The organism is Thioclava sp. JM3 (assembly GCF_002213185.1).
Classification (GTDB): domain Bacteria; phylum Pseudomonadota; class Alphaproteobacteria; order Rhodobacterales; family Rhodobacteraceae; genus Thioclava; species Thioclava nitratireducens.
The window spans coordinates 512162-530942 of the sequence record NZ_NBOB01000002.1 but is presented as its reverse complement, the minus strand read 5'-3'; the positions used below and the strand labels follow the sequence as shown (position 1 = coordinate 530942).

Annotated in this window: 18 protein-coding genes; 13 read left to right on the top strand and 5 right to left on the bottom strand. The window is 63.7% G+C overall.

What is annotated here, in order from left to right:
• The first annotated feature begins 130 nt into the window (after positions 1 to 130).
• The 4 genes from B6V73_RS05870 to B6V73_RS05855 are packed head-to-tail and all read left to right on the top strand — an operon-like array spanning position 131 to position 4049.
• Positions 131 to 1270, top strand: a complete 1140-nt coding sequence (locus tag B6V73_RS05870; RefSeq protein ID WP_077701169.1) for a ceramide glucosyltransferase — start codon at positions 131 to 133, stop codon at positions 1268 to 1270.
• A gap of 4 nt (positions 1271 to 1274) precedes the next feature.
• The gene (locus B6V73_RS05865) at positions 1275 to 1850 is read left to right on the top strand and encodes a VTT domain-containing protein (RefSeq protein WP_075776029.1); all 576 of its coding nucleotides are present in this window, start codon (positions 1275 to 1277) and stop codon (positions 1848 to 1850) included.
• Positions 1847 to 2590 carry a glycosyltransferase family 2 protein gene (locus tag B6V73_RS05860; protein ID WP_075776030.1) on the top strand — a complete coding sequence of 248 codons (744 nt, stop codon included), beginning with the start codon at positions 1847 to 1849 and terminating at the stop codon, positions 2588 to 2590. Before B6V73_RS05865 ends, B6V73_RS05860 begins: the two co-directional genes overlap by 4 nt.
• Positions 2591 to 2624: 34 nt before the next feature.
• The gene (locus tag B6V73_RS05855; protein WP_088724758.1) at positions 2625 to 4049 is read left to right on the top strand and encodes a dihydrolipoyl dehydrogenase; all 1425 of its coding nucleotides are present in this window, start codon (positions 2625 to 2627) and stop codon (positions 4047 to 4049) included.
• Here B6V73_RS05855 and B6V73_RS05850 read toward each other — a convergent pair.
• Positions 4046 to 4798 (bottom strand): 3-keto-5-aminohexanoate cleavage protein, encoded by a 753-nt coding sequence (locus tag B6V73_RS05850; protein WP_088724757.1) that lies wholly within the window; start codon positions 4796 to 4798, stop codon positions 4046 to 4048. The two genes, B6V73_RS05855 and B6V73_RS05850, sit on opposite strands and share 4 nt — an antisense overlap.
• Positions 4795 to 6117, bottom strand: coding sequence for an aspartate aminotransferase family protein (locus tag B6V73_RS05845; protein WP_088724756.1), 1323 nt, complete (start codon positions 6115 to 6117; stop codon positions 4795 to 4797). The genes B6V73_RS05850 and B6V73_RS05845 overlap by 4 nt, the downstream gene beginning before the upstream one ends.
• Positions 6118 to 6258: 141 nt before the next feature.
• Here B6V73_RS05845 and B6V73_RS05840 point away from each other — a divergent pair, with 141 nt between their 5' ends.
• The 4 genes from B6V73_RS05840 to B6V73_RS05825 all read left to right on the top strand — a co-directional run bounded on the left by B6V73_RS05840 (position 6259) and on the right by B6V73_RS05825 (position 11307).
• Positions 6259 to 7122: a MurR/RpiR family transcriptional regulator gene (locus B6V73_RS05840; RefSeq protein ID WP_233243028.1), complete on the top strand. Its 864-nt coding sequence runs from the start codon at positions 6259 to 6261 to the stop codon at positions 7120 to 7122.
• 57 nt (positions 7123 to 7179) lie between these two features.
• The gene (locus tag B6V73_RS05835) at positions 7180 to 8154 is read left to right on the top strand and encodes a TAXI family TRAP transporter solute-binding subunit (RefSeq protein ID WP_075776034.1); all 975 of its coding nucleotides are present in this window, start codon (positions 7180 to 7182) and stop codon (positions 8152 to 8154) included.
• 109 nt (positions 8155 to 8263) lie between these two features.
• The gene (locus B6V73_RS05830) at positions 8264 to 10879 is read left to right on the top strand and encodes a TRAP transporter permease (RefSeq protein ID WP_075776035.1); all 2616 of its coding nucleotides are present in this window, start codon (positions 8264 to 8266) and stop codon (positions 10877 to 10879) included.
• Entirely contained in the window at positions 10876 to 11307 is a 432-nt protein-coding gene (locus B6V73_RS05825) for a universal stress protein (RefSeq protein WP_088724755.1), read from the top strand. The genes B6V73_RS05830 and B6V73_RS05825 overlap by 4 nt, the downstream gene beginning before the upstream one ends.
• A gap of 74 nt (positions 11308 to 11381) precedes the next feature.
• Here the strand turns inward: B6V73_RS05825 and B6V73_RS05820 are convergent, their stop codons facing one another.
• Together B6V73_RS05820 and B6V73_RS05815 are read right to left on the bottom strand one after the other, a co-directional pair.
• The gene (locus B6V73_RS05820) at positions 11382 to 12047 is read right to left on the bottom strand and encodes an acyl-homoserine-lactone synthase (RefSeq protein ID WP_088724754.1); all 666 of its coding nucleotides are present in this window, start codon (positions 12045 to 12047) and stop codon (positions 11382 to 11384) included.
• A gap of 73 nt (positions 12048 to 12120) precedes the next feature.
• Positions 12121 to 12723 (bottom strand): LuxR family transcriptional regulator, encoded by a 603-nt coding sequence (locus B6V73_RS05815; RefSeq protein ID WP_088724753.1) that lies wholly within the window; start codon positions 12721 to 12723, stop codon positions 12121 to 12123.
• 99 nt (positions 12724 to 12822) lie between these two features.
• On the opposite strand from B6V73_RS05815, the gene B6V73_RS05810 reads away from it, so the two are divergent.
• From B6V73_RS05810 to B6V73_RS05790, 5 genes are all read left to right on the top strand, one after another.
• The gene (locus B6V73_RS05810) at positions 12823 to 13254 is read left to right on the top strand and encodes an autoinducer binding domain-containing protein (protein ID WP_075776039.1); all 432 of its coding nucleotides are present in this window, start codon (positions 12823 to 12825) and stop codon (positions 13252 to 13254) included.
• 312 nt (positions 13255 to 13566) lie between these two features.
• Positions 13567 to 14619: a UDP-glucuronic acid decarboxylase family protein gene (locus B6V73_RS05805; protein WP_088724752.1), complete on the top strand. Its 1053-nt coding sequence runs from the start codon at positions 13567 to 13569 to the stop codon at positions 14617 to 14619.
• Positions 14616 to 16430 (top strand): glycosyltransferase, encoded by a 1815-nt coding sequence (locus B6V73_RS05800; protein WP_088724751.1) that lies wholly within the window; start codon positions 14616 to 14618, stop codon positions 16428 to 16430. The genes B6V73_RS05805 and B6V73_RS05800 overlap by 4 nt, the downstream gene beginning before the upstream one ends.
• 32 nt (positions 16431 to 16462) lie before the next feature.
• Positions 16463 to 17374: a glycosyl hydrolase gene (locus B6V73_RS05795; RefSeq protein ID WP_088724750.1), complete on the top strand. Its 912-nt coding sequence runs from the start codon at positions 16463 to 16465 to the stop codon at positions 17372 to 17374.
• Between the two features lie 267 nt (positions 17375 to 17641).
• On the top strand, positions 17642 to 17917 hold the full coding sequence (locus B6V73_RS05790) for a hypothetical protein (RefSeq protein WP_143597876.1): 276 nt from the start codon (positions 17642 to 17644) through the stop codon (positions 17915 to 17917).
• A gap of 54 nt (positions 17918 to 17971) precedes the next feature.
• On the opposite strand, the gene B6V73_RS05785 is transcribed toward B6V73_RS05790, so the two are convergent.
• Positions 17972 to 18778: an efflux RND transporter periplasmic adaptor subunit gene (locus B6V73_RS05785; protein ID WP_088724748.1), complete on the bottom strand. Its 807-nt coding sequence runs from the start codon at positions 18776 to 18778 to the stop codon at positions 17972 to 17974.
• Positions 18779 to 18781 lie beyond the last annotated feature (3 nt).

Genomic DNA, 18781 nt, shown 5'->3' with positions numbered 1-18781 from the left:
GCGACTGGGTGGACAGCCTGACCGCCTTGGCCGAGGATAGTTCAGGCGCATTGCAACTTCTTCAATGGGGCGCGGAGCCCGCTGCGGTCACCGAGACCGGCACCCGCCCCGCCGTCGCAAAGGTTCGTGCATGACGATGGTTCTGCTCTTCCTTGCAGCCCTTCTGGGCATCACTCTAACGGCGCATCTTCTCAGCGCCGCGATGACCGCGTGGCGCGAATCCCGACCACCGAAGCCGGTGCCCGACGACCTGCCTTTCATCGCACTGATGCGCCCGGTCTGCGGGGTCGACCCGTTCGACGCGGAGACGCTGGGCTCGTCCTTCGAACTCGACTATCCGGATTACGAGGTAATATTCTGCGCGCCGTCCGAGCACGACCCGGCCTGCGCGCTGGTCCGTCGCCTGATCGAAGAGAACCCGCATGTGCGTGCGCGGCTTCTGACTGGGCTCGACGCGGTGTCGGGCAATCCGAAGCTGAACAACCTGCACAAGGGTCTGTCCGCGACCGACGCTGAGTGGCTCGCGATGGCCGATAGCAATCTGCTTTTGCCGCGCGATTATCTGAAACGGTTGGTGGCGGAATGGCGGCCCGGCACGGGGCTGGTCTCCGCTCCGCCGGTGGCCGAGCGTCCAGGCAATCTCTGGGGCGCCGTCGAGGCAGCGTTCCTCAACACCAATCAGGCGCGCTGGCAGGTAGCGGCCGACATGATCGGGCTGGGCTTCGCTCAGGGCAAATCGCTGTTCTGGCGGCGCGACATCCTTATGGCAGGCGGCGGCTTCGCGGCGCTCGGGCGCAACATGGCCGAGGACGTGGCCTCTACGAAACTCGTGCGCCGTCAGGGGCTGAAGGTGCGGCTGACGCGGCACCTCTTCGCGCAACCGATCGGGAGGCGCGCGGCTCGCACGGTCTGGGACCGCCAGCTGCGCTGGTCCAAGGTGCGTCGCGACGGCTTCGTGATGATCTTCGCCGCAGAGATCGCGCAGGGCCCTTTCCTGCCCTTCCTCGCCGCGCTTGCCCTCGCCGCTTTGGGCGCGATGCCATGGATCGCGCTGCCGCTTCTGGTTGCGCTGTGGTACGGTGCCGAGGTGCTGCTGGCGCGGATCGCGGGCTGGCCCGCCTCCGCGCGCGACATCGCGGGGTTCGCGATCCGCGACGCGATGCTGCCCGCGCTGTGGCTGATGACATGGTTCGGGCGCGATTTCACGTGGCGCGGCAATGACATGACCCATCGGGACGTGGCGCGCCGCGACACCCCCGTCACGGAGTAACCTTATGTTCGGCTTGGAGACGATCTCCGCATTGATGGCGAAACACGGCCTGGCCGTAATCGCGCCGATTGCGGTGCTCGAAGGGCCGATCGTGACCGTGATCGCGGCGTGGCTTGCCAGCCAGAACCTGTTCTCCGTCTGGTCGGTTGCGATCATCGTGATCCTTGCCGATCTCGTCGGCGATCTGGGGCTCTATTCGCTTGGCCGATGGGGGCTGAACCGGATGCCCAAGAAATGGCGCGACAGGCTGGGCCTGAGCCGCGCGCGGCTCGTGAGCGCGGCGCGGCACTTCCAGAGCAAGGGGATCAAGACGCTGGTCTTCGGCAAGCTGACCCATTCGGCTGGCGCGCCGGTGCTGGTCGCAGCCGGGGTCGCGCGGATGAATTTCTGGGTGTTCATGCTGACCAATCTGATCGCCACGATCCCGAAATCGCTGGCATTCGTGGCACTCGGCTATTGGCTCGGCTCGCATATCGGCAAGATCGACAGCTGGCTGTCGACGGGCTCGCTGATCCTGCTCGTCGTGATCGCGCTCGGCGCCACGATCTGGTTCTATCGCCGCAAGAGGTCGCATTCATGACGAAGATCAGTTGCATTCTGCCCGCCTATAACGAAGCCCCGCGGATCGGCGCGGTGCTGGAGCGCGTGCTGGGCCATCCGCAGATCGCCGAGGTGATCGTGATCGACGACGGCTCGAGCGACGGCACCGCCGAAATCGCCGAGGGGTATCGCGCCGCCCATCCGCATCTGCGGGTGCTGCGCCAGACACAGAACGGAGGCAAGACGGCGGCCGTGGCCGCGGGGATCGCAGAAGCCGCGGGCACTCACCTGATGCTGCTCGACAGCGATCTGCTGGGGCTGACCCATTCCGATCTGGGCGCGCTGATCGCGCCGGTGGCGAATGGGGAGGCCGATGTCACGATCAGCCTGCGCCGCAACGCGCCGCGCATCTGGCGGGTGATCGGGCTCGATTACATCTCGGGCGAGCGTGTGATCCCGCGCGAGATGCTGGGCACGCGACTGGAGGCTCTCAACGCCCTTCCCCGCTTCGGGCTGGAGGTGTTCATGAACCGCCTGTGGATCGGCGCGCGCGCCCGGATCGCCGTCGTCGCGTGGCCCGGCGTCGACAGCCCGATGAAATCCGCAAAGCTTGGCAACTGGCGCGCCGGTGTCGCCGCCGACGCGCGGATGATCCGCGACATCTTCCGCACCATCGCACCGCATCGCGCGTTGGGGCAGATCGTGGCGATGCGCCGCCTTCGGGTGCCAGCTCAGGCGCAGACTTTACCGCGCAAAGGCTTGGAACGTATAGCTCGCTAGGCGGTTCGGTTCGCGACAGTTCAGCGGAGGTTTCATGTCACAACATGCGCGCGTCGTCATAATCGGCTCCGGCTCGGCCGGGTTGTCCGCCTTGCGCGAGGTGCGCCATGCGACAGATGACTTCCTCATCATCAATGACGGCCATTGGGGCACGACCTGCGCCGAAAGCGGCTGCATGCCTTCCAAGGCGCTGATCGAAGCCGCCAACGCCTTCCACCGTCGCCACGATTTCGAGGCCTTCGGGATTTCCGCCGCCGAGACGCTGCGCATCCGCGTGCCCGACGTGATGGCGCGAATGAAACGGATGCGCGACGACTTCACCAAATCGCCGCGCGCGGTGCCCGAGAAACTCGGCGAAAAGGCGATCTCGGGCCGCGCGAGACTCCTCGGGCCGAACCGGATCGAGATCGAGAGGCACGGGGAAGTGACCGCCGATGCGATCATCCTCGCGACCGGTTCGTCGCCAGTGCTGCCGGGGCCGTGGAAAACCTTCGGCGATCGTATCTTTACCACCGACACGCTGTTCGACCGCGACGACCTGCCAAAGCGGATCGCGGTGATCGGCATGGGCGCGATCGGCGTGGAACTCGCACAGGCGATGGCGCGGATGGGTATCGAGGTCGCGGGCTTCGATGCGCTGGAAAGCGTGGCTGGCATGACCGACCCGGAAGTCGCTGCACTCCTGCGCGACGCCATCGCGGCGGAACTGCCGCTGCATCTGGGTGCCCCGGCTGAGATTTCCGAAGGCAATGCGGGCAGTTTGATCGTGAAAGGCGCAGGCGGCGCAGAATTTGAGGCCGACGCCGTGCTCGCCGCGATGGGACGCCGCCCCAATATCGCGGGGCTCGGGCTAGAGACGCTCGGCGTGCCGCTCGACGATCACGGGATGCCCGAGGTCGACGCCTCTTCCACGCAGATCGGCGATCTGCCGGTCTTCATGGCGGGCGACGCAAACGCGATCCGCCCGATCCTGCACGAAGCTGCGGACGAAGGGCATATCGCGGGGCGCAACGCCTTGGCCGAAAGTCCACGCCGCTATCGCCGCCGGGCCTCGATGGCCATCGCCTTCTGCGCGCCCAACGCGGTGCGTGTCGGGCAGAGCTTCGCGGATCTGGAGGGGAAGGACATCTTGATCGGACACGCCAATTTCGCGACGCAATCGCGCGCCCGGCTGGCCGAAGAGGCGCATGGCCTGATCCGCATCTATGCCGAGCCGGGAAGCGGCAAGCTCCTGGGCTGCGAGATGGCGCTGCCCGAGGGCGAGCATTTCGCGCATCTCTTCGGCCTCGCGATCCAGTCGGAGATGAGCACCTACGACATGCTGGCGATGCCCTTCTATCATCCGGTGATGGAGGAAGGGCTGCGCAGCGCCTTGCGTGAGATCGCCCGGCAATTGCCCGACGAAGAGCGCTCCGACCTCGCCGACTGCCCCGAGAAAGGGCATTCGACGCTCGACTAAAGAGCTGCGATCTCGGCCACACGCGCGGCGTTGTCGGGCGCGGTCGTCCCGTCTTCCATCACCAGCGAATTCTCGAACCCGACCCGCGCCTTGCCCCCCTTGGCGAGCGCGTTTCTCAGGCAGGCGGTCTCGCCCCGGCCGAAGGCGCAAATCGCCCAGTCGGGGGTGATCGCCTCGGCTTGCATCCAGTCGAGGAACGGGTCGAGCATCTCAGGCGTCGAGACTTGCCCCGCGACATAACGGCCCATCACGAAGATCAGTTGCAGTGCCGGATCGCGCAGCAAACGGTCGGGCAGAACGCGCGCCAGCGCCTCGGCATCCTCGCGGGAATAGAGGATATGTTGGATCGCGATCCCGCGCTCTGCCGCCTCCTCGTAGAACTTCATCGCCAGCAATTCATGATCGCGCAGCATCTCGCGCGCCGAGACAGAGACCATATGAGCGCCCGAGTTCAGACCGACGTAGCGCTGGTGGCCCGGCGCGTAGCGCCCCGCGGCCTCGGTGGTGATCTGGATCGCCATGTCGCCCAAGCGCGGACGCAGATGGGCCAACGCCTCGGCATAGGCTCCACTATCGAGCAGGTGCCCGCCCGCATCGTCGCGCAGGTGCAGATGCAGTGCCCCTGCCCCGGCGTCGCGGCAGGTGAGCGCAGTCTGCGTGATTTCGTCGAGCGAGACCGGCAGCGCCGGATGGTCGGTCTTGGTCTTGGTCGCCCCGTTCGGCGCGACCATGATATGCGGCAGGCTCACCCGAGAACCTCGCGGATCGCGGTGCCGAGCTTGGCCACCAATTCGCCGATCTGGTCTTCGGTGATGATGAAGGGCGGCGCGAGCAGAATGTGGTCGCCGCGCTGGCCGTCGATCGTGCCGCCCATCGGGTAACAGACGAGCCCCGCCTCGAAAGCCGCAGCCTTGAGCTTCTTGTTGACGGCCTTCGCCGGATCCATCGGCTCTTTCGTGGCGCGGTCGGCCACGATCTCCAGCCCGCGGAACATGCCGCGCCCGCGAATGTCGCCAATATGGGGATGCTGGCCGAACGCCTCGCGCAAAGCCGCGTCGAGCACTTCGCCCTGCTGCGCCGCCCGCGCGACCATGCCACCCTCGGTCAGCTTCTTGACCACGGCATCGCCCGCGGCGGTCGCGGTCGGGTGGCCGATATAGGTATGTCCGTGCTGGAAGAAGCCCGAGCCGTTGACGAAGGCGTCATAAATCTCGGACGTGCAGATCGCCGCCCCGATGGGCTGATAGCCCGCGCCGAGCCCCTTCGCGATGGTGACGATATCGGGCGCGATCCCGTCCTGCTCGCAGGCGAACAACGTACCGGTCCGGCCCATCCCGCACATCACCTCGTCGAGGATCAGCAGGATGCCGTATTGATCGCAGATTTCGCGGATACGCTTGAAATAGCCTTTCACCGGCGGGACCGCGCCCATCGTGGCGCCCACGACCGGCTCGGCGATGAAGCCGATCACGTTTTCCGCCCCGAGACGCTGAATTTCGGCCTCCAGCTCGTTGGCGACGCGCAGACCGTATTCCTCGGCGGTCTCGCCGTCCTCGCGCCAGCGGTATTCATGCACGGGCGCGATGTGGCTCACATCGATCAGCAGCGGGTTGAACTTCTCGCGGCGCCACGCATTGCCGCCAGCGGCCAGCGCGCCCAGCGTGTTGCCGTGATAGGACTGGCGGCGCGCGATGAAATGCGACCGGCTCGGCTCGCCCTTCTCGACGAAATACTGTCGTGCCATTTTCAGCGCGCTTTCCACCGCCTCCGATCCCCCGGACGTGAAGTAGACGCGATCCAAGCTCCCCGGCGCGTGAGCGATGAGGCGATCGGCAAGCCGCTCGGCGGGTTCGGAGGAGAAGAAACCGGTATGCGCGAAGGCGATATTGTCGATCTGATCCTTGATCGCGGCAATCACGTCCGCGTCAGAGTGACCGAGACAGGACACGGCCGCACCGCCCGAGCCATCGAGATACCGCTTGCCCTCGGAGTCGAGGATGTAGATACCGTCGCCCTTTACTGCCAAGGGCGCAGTGGACTTCGTGTGGCGCGGGAATACATGGCTCATATCGGTCCCTCCTTCGGGACAAGATTGCGTGAGGGTCGCTGATCACCCCATGAAACATATGTTTTACGCATTGACAATATATGAAACAAATGAAACGGTCACCGCGACGCGATAACTGGTGATGGAACCTGGGGAGGAGCATTGTCCGGCAGTTTCGAACAGCGATTGGCTGCGCAATATGGCAGCCTGTCCACACGTTTGCGTGAGGCGGGCGACTATATCGCGGACAACCCGGTAAGCATCGCCACGCGCTCGCTGCGTATGCTGGCGAGCGAGTCGAACCTTGCGCCCGCGACCTTCACCCGCCTCGCCCATGCGCTCGAATACGAGAATTTCGAAGAGCTGCGCGAGACCATGCGCGACCAGATCGGTCGCCGTGTTTCACCCTTCGCGGACCGCGCCGACCGGCTGCAGAAGGACGCTGCCGATCCGCAGGACAGCTTCCTCAACCGGTATGCCGCGGCCACGCAGGACAATATCGCAGCCCTGACCGCCGCGATCGAACCGGGACGGCTCGAGGCCGTGGCCGACAAGATCGCCGCCGCCCGCCGGGTGGTGCTGCTGGGCGCGCTAGGTTCGACGGGGATTGCGGAATACACCGCCTATATCGCCAATTTCCTAGGCGACAACTGGGAGCTGGGCGCCCGCGCTGGCTCGTCGCTGGGCGCGACGCTCGCCGGGCTCGACGAGCGCGACGCGGTTCTGGTGATCACCAAGCCGCCCTTCGCGCGCTCCACCATCCGCAGCGCGATCCATGCCCATGAACAGGGCGCCCATGTCACGCTGATTACCGACAGCCGCAGCTGTCCGGCGCTGCACGCGGCCGATGAGACCTTCATCGTGCCCACCGACAGCCCGCATTTCTACACGAGTTACGTCGCCACGCTGTTCTTGCTCGAAGCAATTCTGGCGCTGGTGGCGAAGCGCGCGGGACCCCGCGCAACCGAACGGATCGCCGAGGTCGAACGGCGCAACAGGCTTCTCGACGAAGTCTATGCACGCTGACCGAGGCGGACCGTACCACTGAACCGACACCCAAAAACGATCAACGGGAGTGACTACATGAAACAGTTCTTCAAACTCGGGGCCGTCGCGGCCGTCGCCGGCGCGCTGATGGCGCCCGCGGCGAACGCAGCCGACGAGACCTTCATCACCATCGGGACCGGCGGCGTCACCGGCGTCTACTACCCGACCGGCGGCGCGATCTGCCGCCTGATGAACAAGAGCCACAAGGAAACCGGCGTCCGTTGCTCGGTCGAGTCCACCGGCGGTTCGGTCTACAACATCAACACCATCCGTTCGGGCGAGCTGGACTTCGGCATCGCCCAGTCGGATTGGCAGTACCACGCCTACAAGGGCGACTCGAAGTTCTCCGATCAGGGTCCGTTCGAGAAGCTGCGCGCCGTGTTCTCGATCCACCCCGAGCCCTTCACCGTCGTCGCGCGTGCCGATAGCGGCATCAAGAACTTCCAAGACCTCAAGGGCAAGCGCGTGAACATCGGCAACCCCGGTTCGGGTCAGCGCGGCACGATGGAAGTGCTGATGGATGCGATGGGCTGGAAAACCTCGGACTTCGCGCTCGCGACCGAGCTGAAGGCCGCCGAGCAGTCGAAAGCGCTCTGCGACAACCAGATCGACGCGATGGTCTACACCGTGGGTCACCCCTCCGGTTCGATCCAGGAAGCCACCACCTCCTGCGACGCGAACCTCGTGAACGTCACGGGTGACGCGGTCGACAAGCTGGTCGCCGACAATCCGTACTACGCCACCGCGACGATCCCCGGCGGCATGTATCGCGGCAACCCCGACGACACGAAGACCTTCGGCGTGCGTGCGACCCTCGTGACCTCGGCCGACGAGCCCGATGATGTCGTCTATGCGCTGGTGAAGTCGGTCTTCGACAACTTCGACGAGTTCAAGAAGCTGCACCCGGCCTTCGCGCATCTGAAGCCCGAGGAAATGGTCACCGCCGGTCTCTCGGCTCCGATCCATCCGGGCGCCCTGAAGTACTACAAGGAACGCGGCTGGATTAAGTAATCCCTGCGCATATTCGGGCGGGCGCGCTTGCGTGCCCGCCCTTTTCAGTTTCAGCTACTAAGATCATGCCGGAACAGGCGGACGGCCCGTTGGGTCGCAAGGGGGAACGATGGCGGAAAATCGCGCCTTGAACGAACAAGAATTGCAGGAGCTCGTACAAGCTTCTGACAGCGGGGCGCGCAGCCCCAAGGGATGGGTCGGGCTCATGGTCGCCGTGGTGGCGCTGAGCTGGTCGATCTTCCAGGTGCTTCTGGCCTCGCCCATCGGGCCCTATGTGCTGCCGGGCGACCTGATCAACAATGCCCGCCAGATCCATCTGGCCTATGCCATCTTCCTCTCGGCGATGGCCTATCCGCTGTTCAAGTCCTCACCCAAGGACCATGTGCCGTGGTATGACTGGATCCTCGCGGTAGGCGGGGCGCTTCTCGCGCTGTACGGCTATTTCTTCTACCAGAAGATCGTCGACAATGGCGGACTCGCCGATATGCAGGACTCCTATATCTCGGTCCTGGGCATCATCTTCCTCTTCATCGCAGCCTATCGCACGCTCGGCCCGGTCATGGTGCTGCTGGCGATCGTGTTCCTGTGTTATGTGTTCTTCGGCTCGTCGGAGTTCTTCCCCGAACAGATCCGCTGGGCCGGTGCGAGCCTGCGCAAGGCGATGAGCCACATGTGGATCACCTCCGAGGGGGTGTTCGGGATCGCGCTCGGCGTCTCGACCAAGTTCGTCTTCCTCTTCGTGCTGTTCGGCGCGCTGCTCGAGAAAGCGGGCGCGGGCAACTACTTCATCCAGATGGCCTTCGGCGCGCTCGGCCACCTGCGCGGCGGACCTGCGAAAGCCGCCGTCGTGGGCTCTGCGGCGACCGGCCTGATCTCGGGCTCGTCGATCGCGAACGTGGTTACCACCGGCACCTTCACCATTCCGCTGATGAAACGCGTAGGCTTCTCGGCAGAGAAAGCCGGCTCGGTCGAGGTGGCTTCTTCGGTCAACGGCCAGATCATGCCGCCGGTGATGGGGGCCGCCGCCTTCCTGATGGTGGAATATGTCGGCATCTCCTATCTGGAGGTCATCAAGCACGCCTTTATCCCGGCGATCATCTCCTACATCGCACTGTTCTACATCGTGCATCTGGAGGCCGTGAAAAACCGCATGCCGACGATCGGCGACCGCGTGGTCTCGGTCTGGCGCACCGCCTTCGGCATGTTCGCCTTCTTCGCGGGCTTCGCGGCGCTGTGCTATGCCACGCAATACCCGGTGCGCCTCATCACCTCGATGGTACCCGAAGGCGCAGGCTGGGTTCTGTCTCTGCTCGTCGTCTTGGTCTATCTCGGCCTCGTCTGGGTCGCCGCGAAAGCGCCCGATCTGGAGCCGGACGATCCGAACTCCGAGATCGTGAAGCTTCCGGAGATCAAGGACATCTACAAGGCGGGCCTCTACTACCTGCTCCCGATCGTCGTTCTGGTCTATTTCCTGATGATCGAGCGCAAGTCGCCGGGCCTGTCGGCCTTCTGGGCCTCGTTCCTGCTGTTCTTCATCCTGCTCACCCAGAAACCGCTCAAGGCCGCCTTCCGCGGCGAGAGCGCCCCGATGAGCCGCTTCCGTGAAGGCGTTCTCGACCTGATCGGCGGCATGATCGACGGCGCGCGCAACATGATCGGGATCGGCCTGGCCACCGCCACCGCCGGGATCATCGTAGGCACCGTCTCGCTGACCGGGATCGGTCAGGTGATGGCCGATTTCGTCGAGTTCCTCTCGGGTGGCAACCTGATCCTGATGCTGATCTTCGTGGCGATCCTGTCGCTGATCCTCGGGATGGGCCTGCCGACCACGGCGAACTACATTGTCGTCAGCTCGCTGATGGTGGGCGTCGTCGTCCATCTGGGCGCGCAGTCGGGCCTCGTGGTACCGCTGATTGCGGTGCACCTGTTCGTGTTCTACTTCGGGATCATGGCGGACGTGACGCCACCCGTGGGCCTTGCCTCCTTCGCGGCGGCGGCAGTCTCGGGAGGCGACGCGATCAAGACCGGCTTCACGGCGTTCTTCTATTCGCTGCGCACGGTCGCCCTGCCCTTCGTGTTCATCTTCAACACCGATCTGCTGCTGATCGACGTGACGTGGTACCAGGCGATCTTCGTCTTCGTCATCGCGACGATCGGCATCCTCGTCTTCACCGCGGGCACGATGGGGTGGTTCGTCACCCGTTCGAAGATCTGGGAGACGGTGGCGCTTCTTCTGATCGCCTTCACCCTGTTCCGTCCCGGCTATTTCATGAACATGATCGAGCCGCCCTATAACGAGGTGCCGCCTGCGAACATCACGCAGCGCCTCGACAAGGCACCGGTCGGGCGTGAGCTGCGACTGATCTTCTCGGGTCCCGATTACACCACCGAAGAACCGAAGGACCTGACCGTGCTGGTCAAGGTGCCCGAAGGCGCGACGGGGCAGGACCGGCTCGACAAGCTCGGCCTGAGCTTCACCGAAACGGACGGAAAGATGGTCGCGGACGAGCCGATGTTCGGCTCGGAGTTGCAGCAGAAACTGCAGGGCTTCGACTTTTACGGCGACACGCCCGTCACACTGTCCAACGTGAAGGTGCCGAACGACCAGCTTCCGAAAGAGCTGATGTTCATCCCCGCTTTCGCGCTTCTCGCGCTCATCGCTTTCCTGCAATATCGGCGCAGGGAAGACGATGATGCGGCCTTTGCTGAAGGAGAACCGGCATGACCAATACCATTCTCTGCGCGATCGACATGAACCGCCCCAAGACCGAGCGCAAAGTGCTCGAATGGGCGGCGCGGCTGGCCAAGTTGGAAGACGCACAGCTCGACGTGATCACCGTGGTGCCCGATTACGGCTCGGCGGTTGTGGGGGCCTTTTTCTCGGACGATCACACAGCGAAGGCGAAGGAGCACGCGCGCGAGCTGCTGCATGACTTCGTCGCCGAGGTCGTGGGCCCCGAGGTGAACGCCAAGGTGCGACACATCGTGGGCGTCGGCACTGCCTATCACGAGATCCTGTCGCTGGCCGAGAAAGACGGCGCGGACATGATCGTGCTCGGGGCGCATCGCCCCGATCTCAGCGATTATCTGCTCGGGCCGAACGCCGCTCGGGTCGTGCGGCACTCCAATTGCTGCGTCTTCGTCGTGCGCTGAGCGCGCGACCGACGGCGAAGATTTAGGGGCGCGCCCGGACGATGGGCGCGCCCTTTTTCTTATCCCGCACCGGCTCAGGCAGCGGTATGCAACTGACGCGGCGCCGACCGGGCCGCCAGCACGCAGGCTTCGGCCATCTCGCGACGCCGCTGCGTGGAATATTCCGCGGGCATCCGCAGCGCCGCGTATTGCCGCCCGTCCTCGTCGTTGCGATAGGTCGGGCCCATCCGGCTCACATCGTAGCCAAGCTGGCGCAGCGCCCGCATCAGCGAGAGAGAGGAGAGACAGATCAGCTCGTCCGCGCCCCGCTCCTTGGCGCGTTCCACCAGCCCGTCGACGATCAACCGCAGGCAGGTCGCGCGCTCCGCCTGCGTGGTCAGCGCGTCGGAAATCACCAGCCGCGTACATTCCCAGACCGTCTCGCTGGCAATTTCGGTCGGCAGGATTTCCGGCGGAATATGCGGCAACTTTCCCAGATGCGCGTCGCGGAGCATGTAGGTATTGCCACCCCAGATCGCCGCGGTGGACATCGCGCGCGCACCGCCCACCACCTGCCCCTCCTTCAGCACGAGCGAGTAATGCGCTAGGGGCGTATCATATTGATCCATCTCCACTTCGTCGTTATGCGGCACGTCCCAACCGAGCGTGTCGACGAAGACCTCCTTGCGCAGGCGCAGAAAGTCGTAAAACGCGGTGCCGAAGCGGTGAAGTTGCGAGAATTCGAAAGTGCAGTTTTGCATTGGAGCCTCCTTCTGGATAACTCCATCGAAACCACGAATTTGTAAAAAATTCACCCTTTTAGGTTGTACCAGCCTAGATGAGTCGCCTCGACGTCGCGATTGCGAGCATCTCGATCGCATTTCGCGCACCCAGCTTTCGGCTGGCAGAGGAAAGCCGGGCCTTCACGCCGCTCTCGGAAATCGCGAGTTTCGCGGCGATCTGCTTGATCAAGAGCCCATCCGCGCGGTAGCGGATCGCCTCGAGTTCGGCTGCCGTGAGAGAGCGTTGCGAGGCATCGATATGCAAGGTCTTGAGCATCTCGAACGCTTCCTGCAGCTCGGCATCGGTGAAGTCCCGATCCGACCGGAACAGCGCGGCGTGGCTGCGTCGCCCGACATCGCGCGGCGTGTTGAACGAGATCGTCGCGCCATAGAGAAGTCCCATGCGCCGCGCCATCCCGACGACGTCGCGGGGATCGTCTTTCAGATCGGCCCAGCGCACGTACCCAACATTGTGATAGACCCAATGCATCGAAGGGTCCTGCACCACCAGACCGTGCTGAGTGTAGATGTCCACCCAGTCACTGTTCAGACGGTTGAGTTCGGCCTCAGGGAAAGAATAGCCAACCCTTAGCGCGAGATAAAACCCGGCAGGGGCGATTTGATTCAATCGCGTTTCGCAGTCCCTCAGTTCCATGATCTGATGGTCAATTCACTTGCACTCGATGCGGTCTCAGCCTACCGTCGCGCGGGACGCTGAGACCCTCTTCCGACAACCTAAAGACGAAATCCCGTGATGGAAACAGCAAACCGCAAGGAAATCGATAACCTTCTCAAGGAACTCGGTCAAACCTGCGACACCGGTTTCGCGTTTGCCCTGCATATCCGCTTTACCCGCCCGAACATCCTGTATCGCACCTACCCCGAGCCGTGGATCGAGGAATATAGCGAGAAGGGCATGATGATGGATGATCCCGTCGTGCTGTGGGGGATGCAACACGAGGGTATCGTGCGTTGGGAGGATCTCGATGACCCCAAAGGGGTCTTGGAGGGGGCAAAAGCCCATGGCCTTCGGAACGGGTTGACCTGCGCGGTGCTGGAAAACGGCTCTCGTTCGATCTCGGGCTTCACCCGCTCTACCCAGCCTTTCTCTGAGGCCGAGGCGCAGGAGCTGTTGGAGATGACCCGGCAGCTACACAATCTTACGGCGGGCCTCTCTGACCTCTGAGACGCGGCCTTTCGCACCAGCCTCGCGCCGATTGTGCAAATCGAATCAACGGGTCTCTGCAATTCCGACTGGCCGAAGCCGCTGCTCCTAATTCAACCTCGGCGTGTAAATTTCATCTAACCGAAGGTTGGTTTTTGTCGGCCATTCGAATTTCGGTCGAAAAGCTTGGCTTTCGCTTGATAGGCGCGAAAGGCGCCCCCTAACCTCTTAAGTATCTGTAATCGGGATCGACGGGCCTGGTCCGGCCCAAAGCGATTAAGTCGATATCAAACCGGACTGGGCAGTCGCTGCCGTTCTTCTGTGGGGGGGAACATGACGCATCTGCCACGTTTCGAGACGCAAGATATCTCTTGGGCACGGCCGCGCCGACATCGGGGGCAGTTGCGTTGTCTGGTTGCCGGAGGGGCCGGGTTTCTGGGATCGCACCTGTGCGACCGGCTGATCGAGGCCGGTCACGACGTTATCTGCATCGACAACCTCCAGACCGGGCGGCGACAGAATATCGCCCACCTGTCGGAGCATCGCGATTTCACTTTCTTCAGGCATGACGTCATCGCACCGCTGCGGATCGAGGGCGAGATCGACCGGATCTACAACCTCGCCTGCGCGGCCTCGCCGCCGAAATACCAGCTCGATCCGCTGCACACGTTCCAGACCTGCATCGCCGGGTCGCTGAACCTTCTGACCTTGGCCGAGGAGAAGGGCGCGCGCATTCTTCAGGCTTCGACCTCCGAGGTCTATGGCGATCCTGACATCTCGCCCCAGCACGAAGACTATCGCGGACGCGTGAACACCACCGGCCCCCGCGCCTGCTACGACGAGGGCAAGCGCGCGGCAGAGACACTGTTCCACGACCTTCAGGCCAGCCGCGGCATCGACACCCGCATCGCGCGGATCTTCAACACTTACGGGCCCCGGATGGACCCCGAGGACGGCCGCGTGATCTCGAATTTCGTCACGCGGGCGATCCGTGGCGCGCCGCTCCAACTCTATGGCGGCGGCACGCAGACCCGCTCGCTTTGCTATGTTGATGATCTGATCAGCGGGCTGGTCGCGCTGATGGAAAGCGTGACGGTCGGCCACGATCCGGTAAATCTGGGCAATCCGGGCGAATATACCGTCGCCGAGCTTGCCCGTATCGTGCGCGACATGTGCGATAGCCGGGCGCCGCTCGTGGTTTCGGACCTGCCGCTCGACGATCCGGCGCAGCGCTGCCCCGACATCACCCGCGCCGAGACCCGCCTGGGCTGGCATCCCGAGATCGCATTGCGCGACGGCCTAGTGCCGACCATCGCCTATTTCCGGGCCGAAATGACGGGCGCGGCATCCGAAGCCGCCCCCCCGATCGCGACGGCCGCGGAATGATCCAGCGCCCCGACATACGGGCCGCAATCGCGGCGGGGCATCTGGCACCGATCCTCTCCCCGAGACAGGCGCTGCGCTACCGGGTGCTGTTCGCGCTCTGGATGCTCGCCACGGTCTATTTCTGGAGCTGGTGGCTCACACCGTCGCATATCCTTGCCACGGTGCCTTATCTGATCCTCACCGGGGTGCTGATCTGGCTTCTGGCGATGCAGGTCTATTTCTTCGTGATCTTCCTGCAGGCGCTACGACCGGTCTCCCCCCTGCCGGAGCCGGGTCGCTGGCGCGTCGCGATGATCACCACGAAAACCCCGTCTGAGCCCTTCTCGGTTGTCCGCCGCACGCTGGAGGCGATGCTCGCACAGAATTATCCGCATGACACGTGGCTGGCCGACGAGGCGCCCTCGCCCGAAACGCTCGCATGGTGCAAGATCCACGGGGTGAAGGTGTCCAGCCGCCAGGGCATCGAGGCGTACCATCGCAAGGAATGGCCGCGACGGACGCGCTGCAAAGAGGGCAACCTCGCCTATTTCTACGACCATTGGGGCTATCGCGATTATGATATCGTGAGCCAGCTCGACGCGGATCACGTCCCGCAACCGGGCTACCTGCGCGAGATGCTGCGCCCCTTCGCCGATGAGGCGGTGGGCTATGTCAGCGCGCCCTCCATCTGTGCCGCCAATGCCAAGGAAAGCTGGGCCGCGCGCACGAGGCTCTATGCCGAGGCTGCCTTTCACGGCGTTTTGCAGATGGGCTATACGGGAGCGCTGGCGCCGATGTGCATCGGCTCTCACTACGCGGTGCGCACCTCTGCGCTGAAGGAAGCTGGCGGGCTCGGCCCCGAACTGGCCGAAGATCACTCGACGACGCTCCTGATGAACGCGGCTGGCTGGCGAGGCGTTCACGCGATCGATGCGATTGCGATCGGCGACGGTCCGGCCACGGTGACCGACCTGATCACCCAGGAATTCCAGTGGTCGCGCTCGCTGTTGAGCCTCCTTCTGCGCTACATGCCGGACTATGTCGGCAAGATGCCTTGGCGGCTGAAGTTCCTCTTCGTGCTCTGCCAGAGCTGGTATGTCTTCTTCGCGCTTTCGATGTCGACGATGTATATCGCCCCGATCATCGCGATCAGCTTCGACATGCGTTTTGCCGACGTGACCTACCCCGCCTTTATCGGACATGTGCTGCCCACCGGCATCGTGACGCTGATTTTTGCCTTCATGCTGCGGCGCGATCAGTTCTTCCGTCCGCGCGATGCCAAGATCATCGCGTGGGAGAAAGCGCTCTTCGTGATGATGCAATGGCCTTGGGTGCTATGGGGCTGCATCATGGCCATCTATGACAGGCTATCGGGAAAATTCGTCGATTTTCGGATCACACCGAAGGGCGAAGCGGCCTCGACGATGCTGCCCGAGCGGATCATCGCCGTCTATGGCGGGCTGGCCCTGGGGGCCTTGCTGCCGGTTCTTTTGGTGGACAACGTCATCGAGGCGCGCGGGTTTTACCTCCTCTCCATGTTCAACGCCGCGTTCTATTTCGTCTTGCTGAGCGTGATCTTCGGCGCTCGCGCGCGCCGCGTTCAGATCGATTGGCGCGGCTGGCCCCGCGACATGGCGGTTCAGATGGGCACGCTGAGCGTCATCGTCTCGCTGAGTTTCGGAGCCCTTTGGCTCCGCGGCGGCGAAAGCGTCTACGCGCTCATGATCGGGCTGACATCGGTTCAGCTCGCAAAGGTCGAATACATCGTCTCGGGGGCCGGCATGGGCGCTCCGGGACAAGCGAAGTTCCACGTCAAACCGAGCTGGAAGTGACGGGGCTTCGCACTGAAAAGGAGGAGACTGACATGGCTAATGATTTGATGACCCGTCGCGAGATGATGGCCGGTGCCGCGGCGTTGGGACTGACAGTATCGGCGCGGCCGGCGTTCGCTGCGGATGTCAGTGTGCCGCCCGGCTCCTTGCCGTTCGGGGTCTATGATCCCGATGGTGATTTTGCGGATGTGTCGGGCGTGGTGATCGAACACCTGTTCCTGCCCTGGGAGGACGTTTTCCTTCCGTCGCTGAATGATGCCGATAGCTATGCGCTCGAACGCAACCGCGCACTTCTGGTGACACTGGAGCCCTGGACATGGTCGCGCTCGGAGCGCAACACCGCGCAATATCTGCGCCGCGGGATCGAGCGGGGCGAATACGACGCCAACATGATCGCGGTGGCCGATGTGCTGGCGACGCTGCAAAGCCCCGTCACCCTGCGCTTCGCCCATGAGATGGACGACAAGTCCGGCCAGTTCATCTGGTCGGATTGGAACCCCGACGACTACATCGCAGCTTATCGCCGGATGACCGACGTCGCCCGCGACCGGGCGCCGAAGATCAACCTTATGTGGTCGCCGCTGGGCGACGAGAACATGGGCGACTATTACCCGGGCGACGATTATGCCGATATCGTCGGGCTCACGGTCTTCGGACTGCAGGCCTGGGATCAGGCCAAGTTCGGGCGCGATCAGACCTTCGACGACATCTTCGCGCCCCGCTACGCTCGGGCGGCGACCTATGGCAAACCGGTCGCGGTGGCCGAGCTCGGCTATGTCGGAAACCAATCCTATGTTTCGATGTGGCGCGACCGCGTCCGTCAGGAATTGTCGGATTATCCGAGCCTCGTCGGCGTCAGCTACTTCAACCAGCGCGAGGTCTATCCGTGGCCGGAAGGGTTCGGCGCCCCGGATTGGCGAATCAAAAATCAGGTTTTGACGTAACCCACCACGGATAGTGGCGAGTTTTCGCCTATCACACCACCTCTAGACAAGACCTTGATGCCGCGCGGGAAATCCTCCCGCGCGGCACTTTTGCGATTTGCCATGATCTTGCCTGCTTCCCGCCACGTCACCTACCAACTTGACCCATAGGCTGGGATCGACCAATCCTTCTGCATGAGGACGCAATCGGCCCTCTTCCGCGCAGATGGGAAGGGCCAGACCGCAACACGAGCAGACAGGATTACAGTTCCGATGACGTTTTTATCCGTGAAAGCGGCCCGCCTTGTCGTGGCCGGCCTGATCTTTGCTGCCCCGCTGAGCAGCGCCCATGCGCAACAAGCCGGCATGCTGGATCTCAAACCGATCCGTGTTTCCGCCAAGAGCACCGCCGGGCATGGCAGCGCCAAGTTCGACTGGCTCGCCGGGCGCACCAGCAAATCGCAAGCGACCCCGCGCGTCGTTCAGACCCGGTTCATCGGCAACGGCAAGTGGATTTGCTCGCCCGCGGGTTTCGGCAAGAAAGCAAACTGCTTCCAGCGCTGAGCGCCGCGCACATGCATGGGATGACGGCCCTGTCCTAACCGGGCCGCCTCGCGCTCATTCGGCGGGGAACCCCACGGTGCAATCGATCCCGGCGGGCAGTTTTCCCTCGGGATTGGGCAGCGCGAGACGCACCCCGAACGTGTCCGAGGCCGCATCGAAAACCTTGTCGACGACGCTCACCGTCGCGTCGTATTCGCCGCCCACGGGCGCGGCAGGATAGACCTTCAACACCTGATCCTTCTTGACCCGGTCATACATCGCGGTCGGCAGGAAGACCTCGACATGCAGCGGGTCGATCTGCGCGAGCTGCGCGATCGGCGCTTGCGAATAGACATATTCGCCCGGCCCCATCATCCGCGTGATCACCAACCCGTCTATCGGCGAGCGGATCTCACGCCGCGCCAGCTGCGCCTCCACCCTTTGCAGATCGAGCTTCGCCAGATGCTGGTCCATCTGGGCCGAGCGCAGCTCCAGCTGCGCGACCTCCGCATTGGTCTGCGCCTCCTGCACCTGCGCATCTGCCATCACGTTACGCTTGCCCATCTCGGTCGCGCGGTCGGCGGCCTTTTGCAGCAGCGCCACCTTGGAGCGCGCGATGTCGATCGGCCCCTCATCCTGCGCGCGCTCCCTCGCATAGGTCAGCTGCGCCTCTTCCGCCTTCGATTCCAGCTTTGCGATCGGGTCGCCCTTCTTCACCGTATCCCCGCGCGAGACGAAAACCTGATCGATCACCCCGTCCACCGCCGAGCCGATCTCGAGCACTTGCCCCGGGTCGATCAGGCAATCGAAGCGCTCCTGATCCTGCGCGAGCGCCGCACCGGGACCGAGGGCCACAAGAAGGGTGATGGAAGTAAGCCGCATGGG

Bases quoted from the DNA above. Each gene is read 5' to 3' on its own strand.
- B6V73_RS05785 (WP_088724748.1), bottom strand. From the start codon at position 18,778: ATGCGGCTTACTTCCATCACCCTTCTTGTGGCCCTCGGTCCCGGTGCG.
- B6V73_RS05860 (WP_075776030.1), top strand. From the start codon at position 1,847: ATGACGAAGATCAGTTGCATTCTGCCCGCCTATAACGAAGCCCCGCGG.
- B6V73_RS05835 (WP_075776034.1), top strand. From the start codon at position 7,180: ATGAAACAGTTCTTCAAACTCGGGGCCGTCGCGGCCGTCGCCGGCGCG.
- B6V73_RS05845 (WP_088724756.1), bottom strand. From the start codon at position 6,117: ATGAGCCATGTATTCCCGCGCCACACGAAGTCCACTGCGCCCTTGGCA.
- B6V73_RS05870 (WP_077701169.1), top strand. From the start codon at position 131: ATGACGATGGTTCTGCTCTTCCTTGCAGCCCTTCTGGGCATCACTCTA.
- B6V73_RS05800 (WP_088724751.1), top strand. From the start codon at position 14,616: ATGATCCAGCGCCCCGACATACGGGCCGCAATCGCGGCGGGGCATCTG.
- B6V73_RS05855 (WP_088724758.1), top strand. From the start codon at position 2,625: ATGTCACAACATGCGCGCGTCGTCATAATCGGCTCCGGCTCGGCCGGG.
- B6V73_RS05820 (WP_088724754.1), bottom strand. From the start codon at position 12,047: ATGCAAAACTGCACTTTCGAATTCTCGCAACTTCACCGCTTCGGCACC.
- B6V73_RS05815 (WP_088724753.1), bottom strand. From the start codon at position 12,723: ATGGAACTGAGGGACTGCGAAACGCGATTGAATCAAATCGCCCCTGCC.
- B6V73_RS05830 (WP_075776035.1), top strand. From the start codon at position 8,264: ATGGCGGAAAATCGCGCCTTGAACGAACAAGAATTGCAGGAGCTCGTA.
- B6V73_RS05795 (WP_088724750.1), top strand. From the start codon at position 16,463: ATGGCTAATGATTTGATGACCCGTCGCGAGATGATGGCCGGTGCCGCG.
- B6V73_RS05810 (WP_075776039.1), top strand. From the start codon at position 12,823: ATGGAAACAGCAAACCGCAAGGAAATCGATAACCTTCTCAAGGAACTC.
- B6V73_RS05865 (WP_075776029.1), top strand. From the start codon at position 1,275: ATGTTCGGCTTGGAGACGATCTCCGCATTGATGGCGAAACACGGCCTG.
- B6V73_RS05805 (WP_088724752.1), top strand. From the start codon at position 13,567: ATGACGCATCTGCCACGTTTCGAGACGCAAGATATCTCTTGGGCACGG.
- B6V73_RS05825 (WP_088724755.1), top strand. From the start codon at position 10,876: ATGACCAATACCATTCTCTGCGCGATCGACATGAACCGCCCCAAGACC.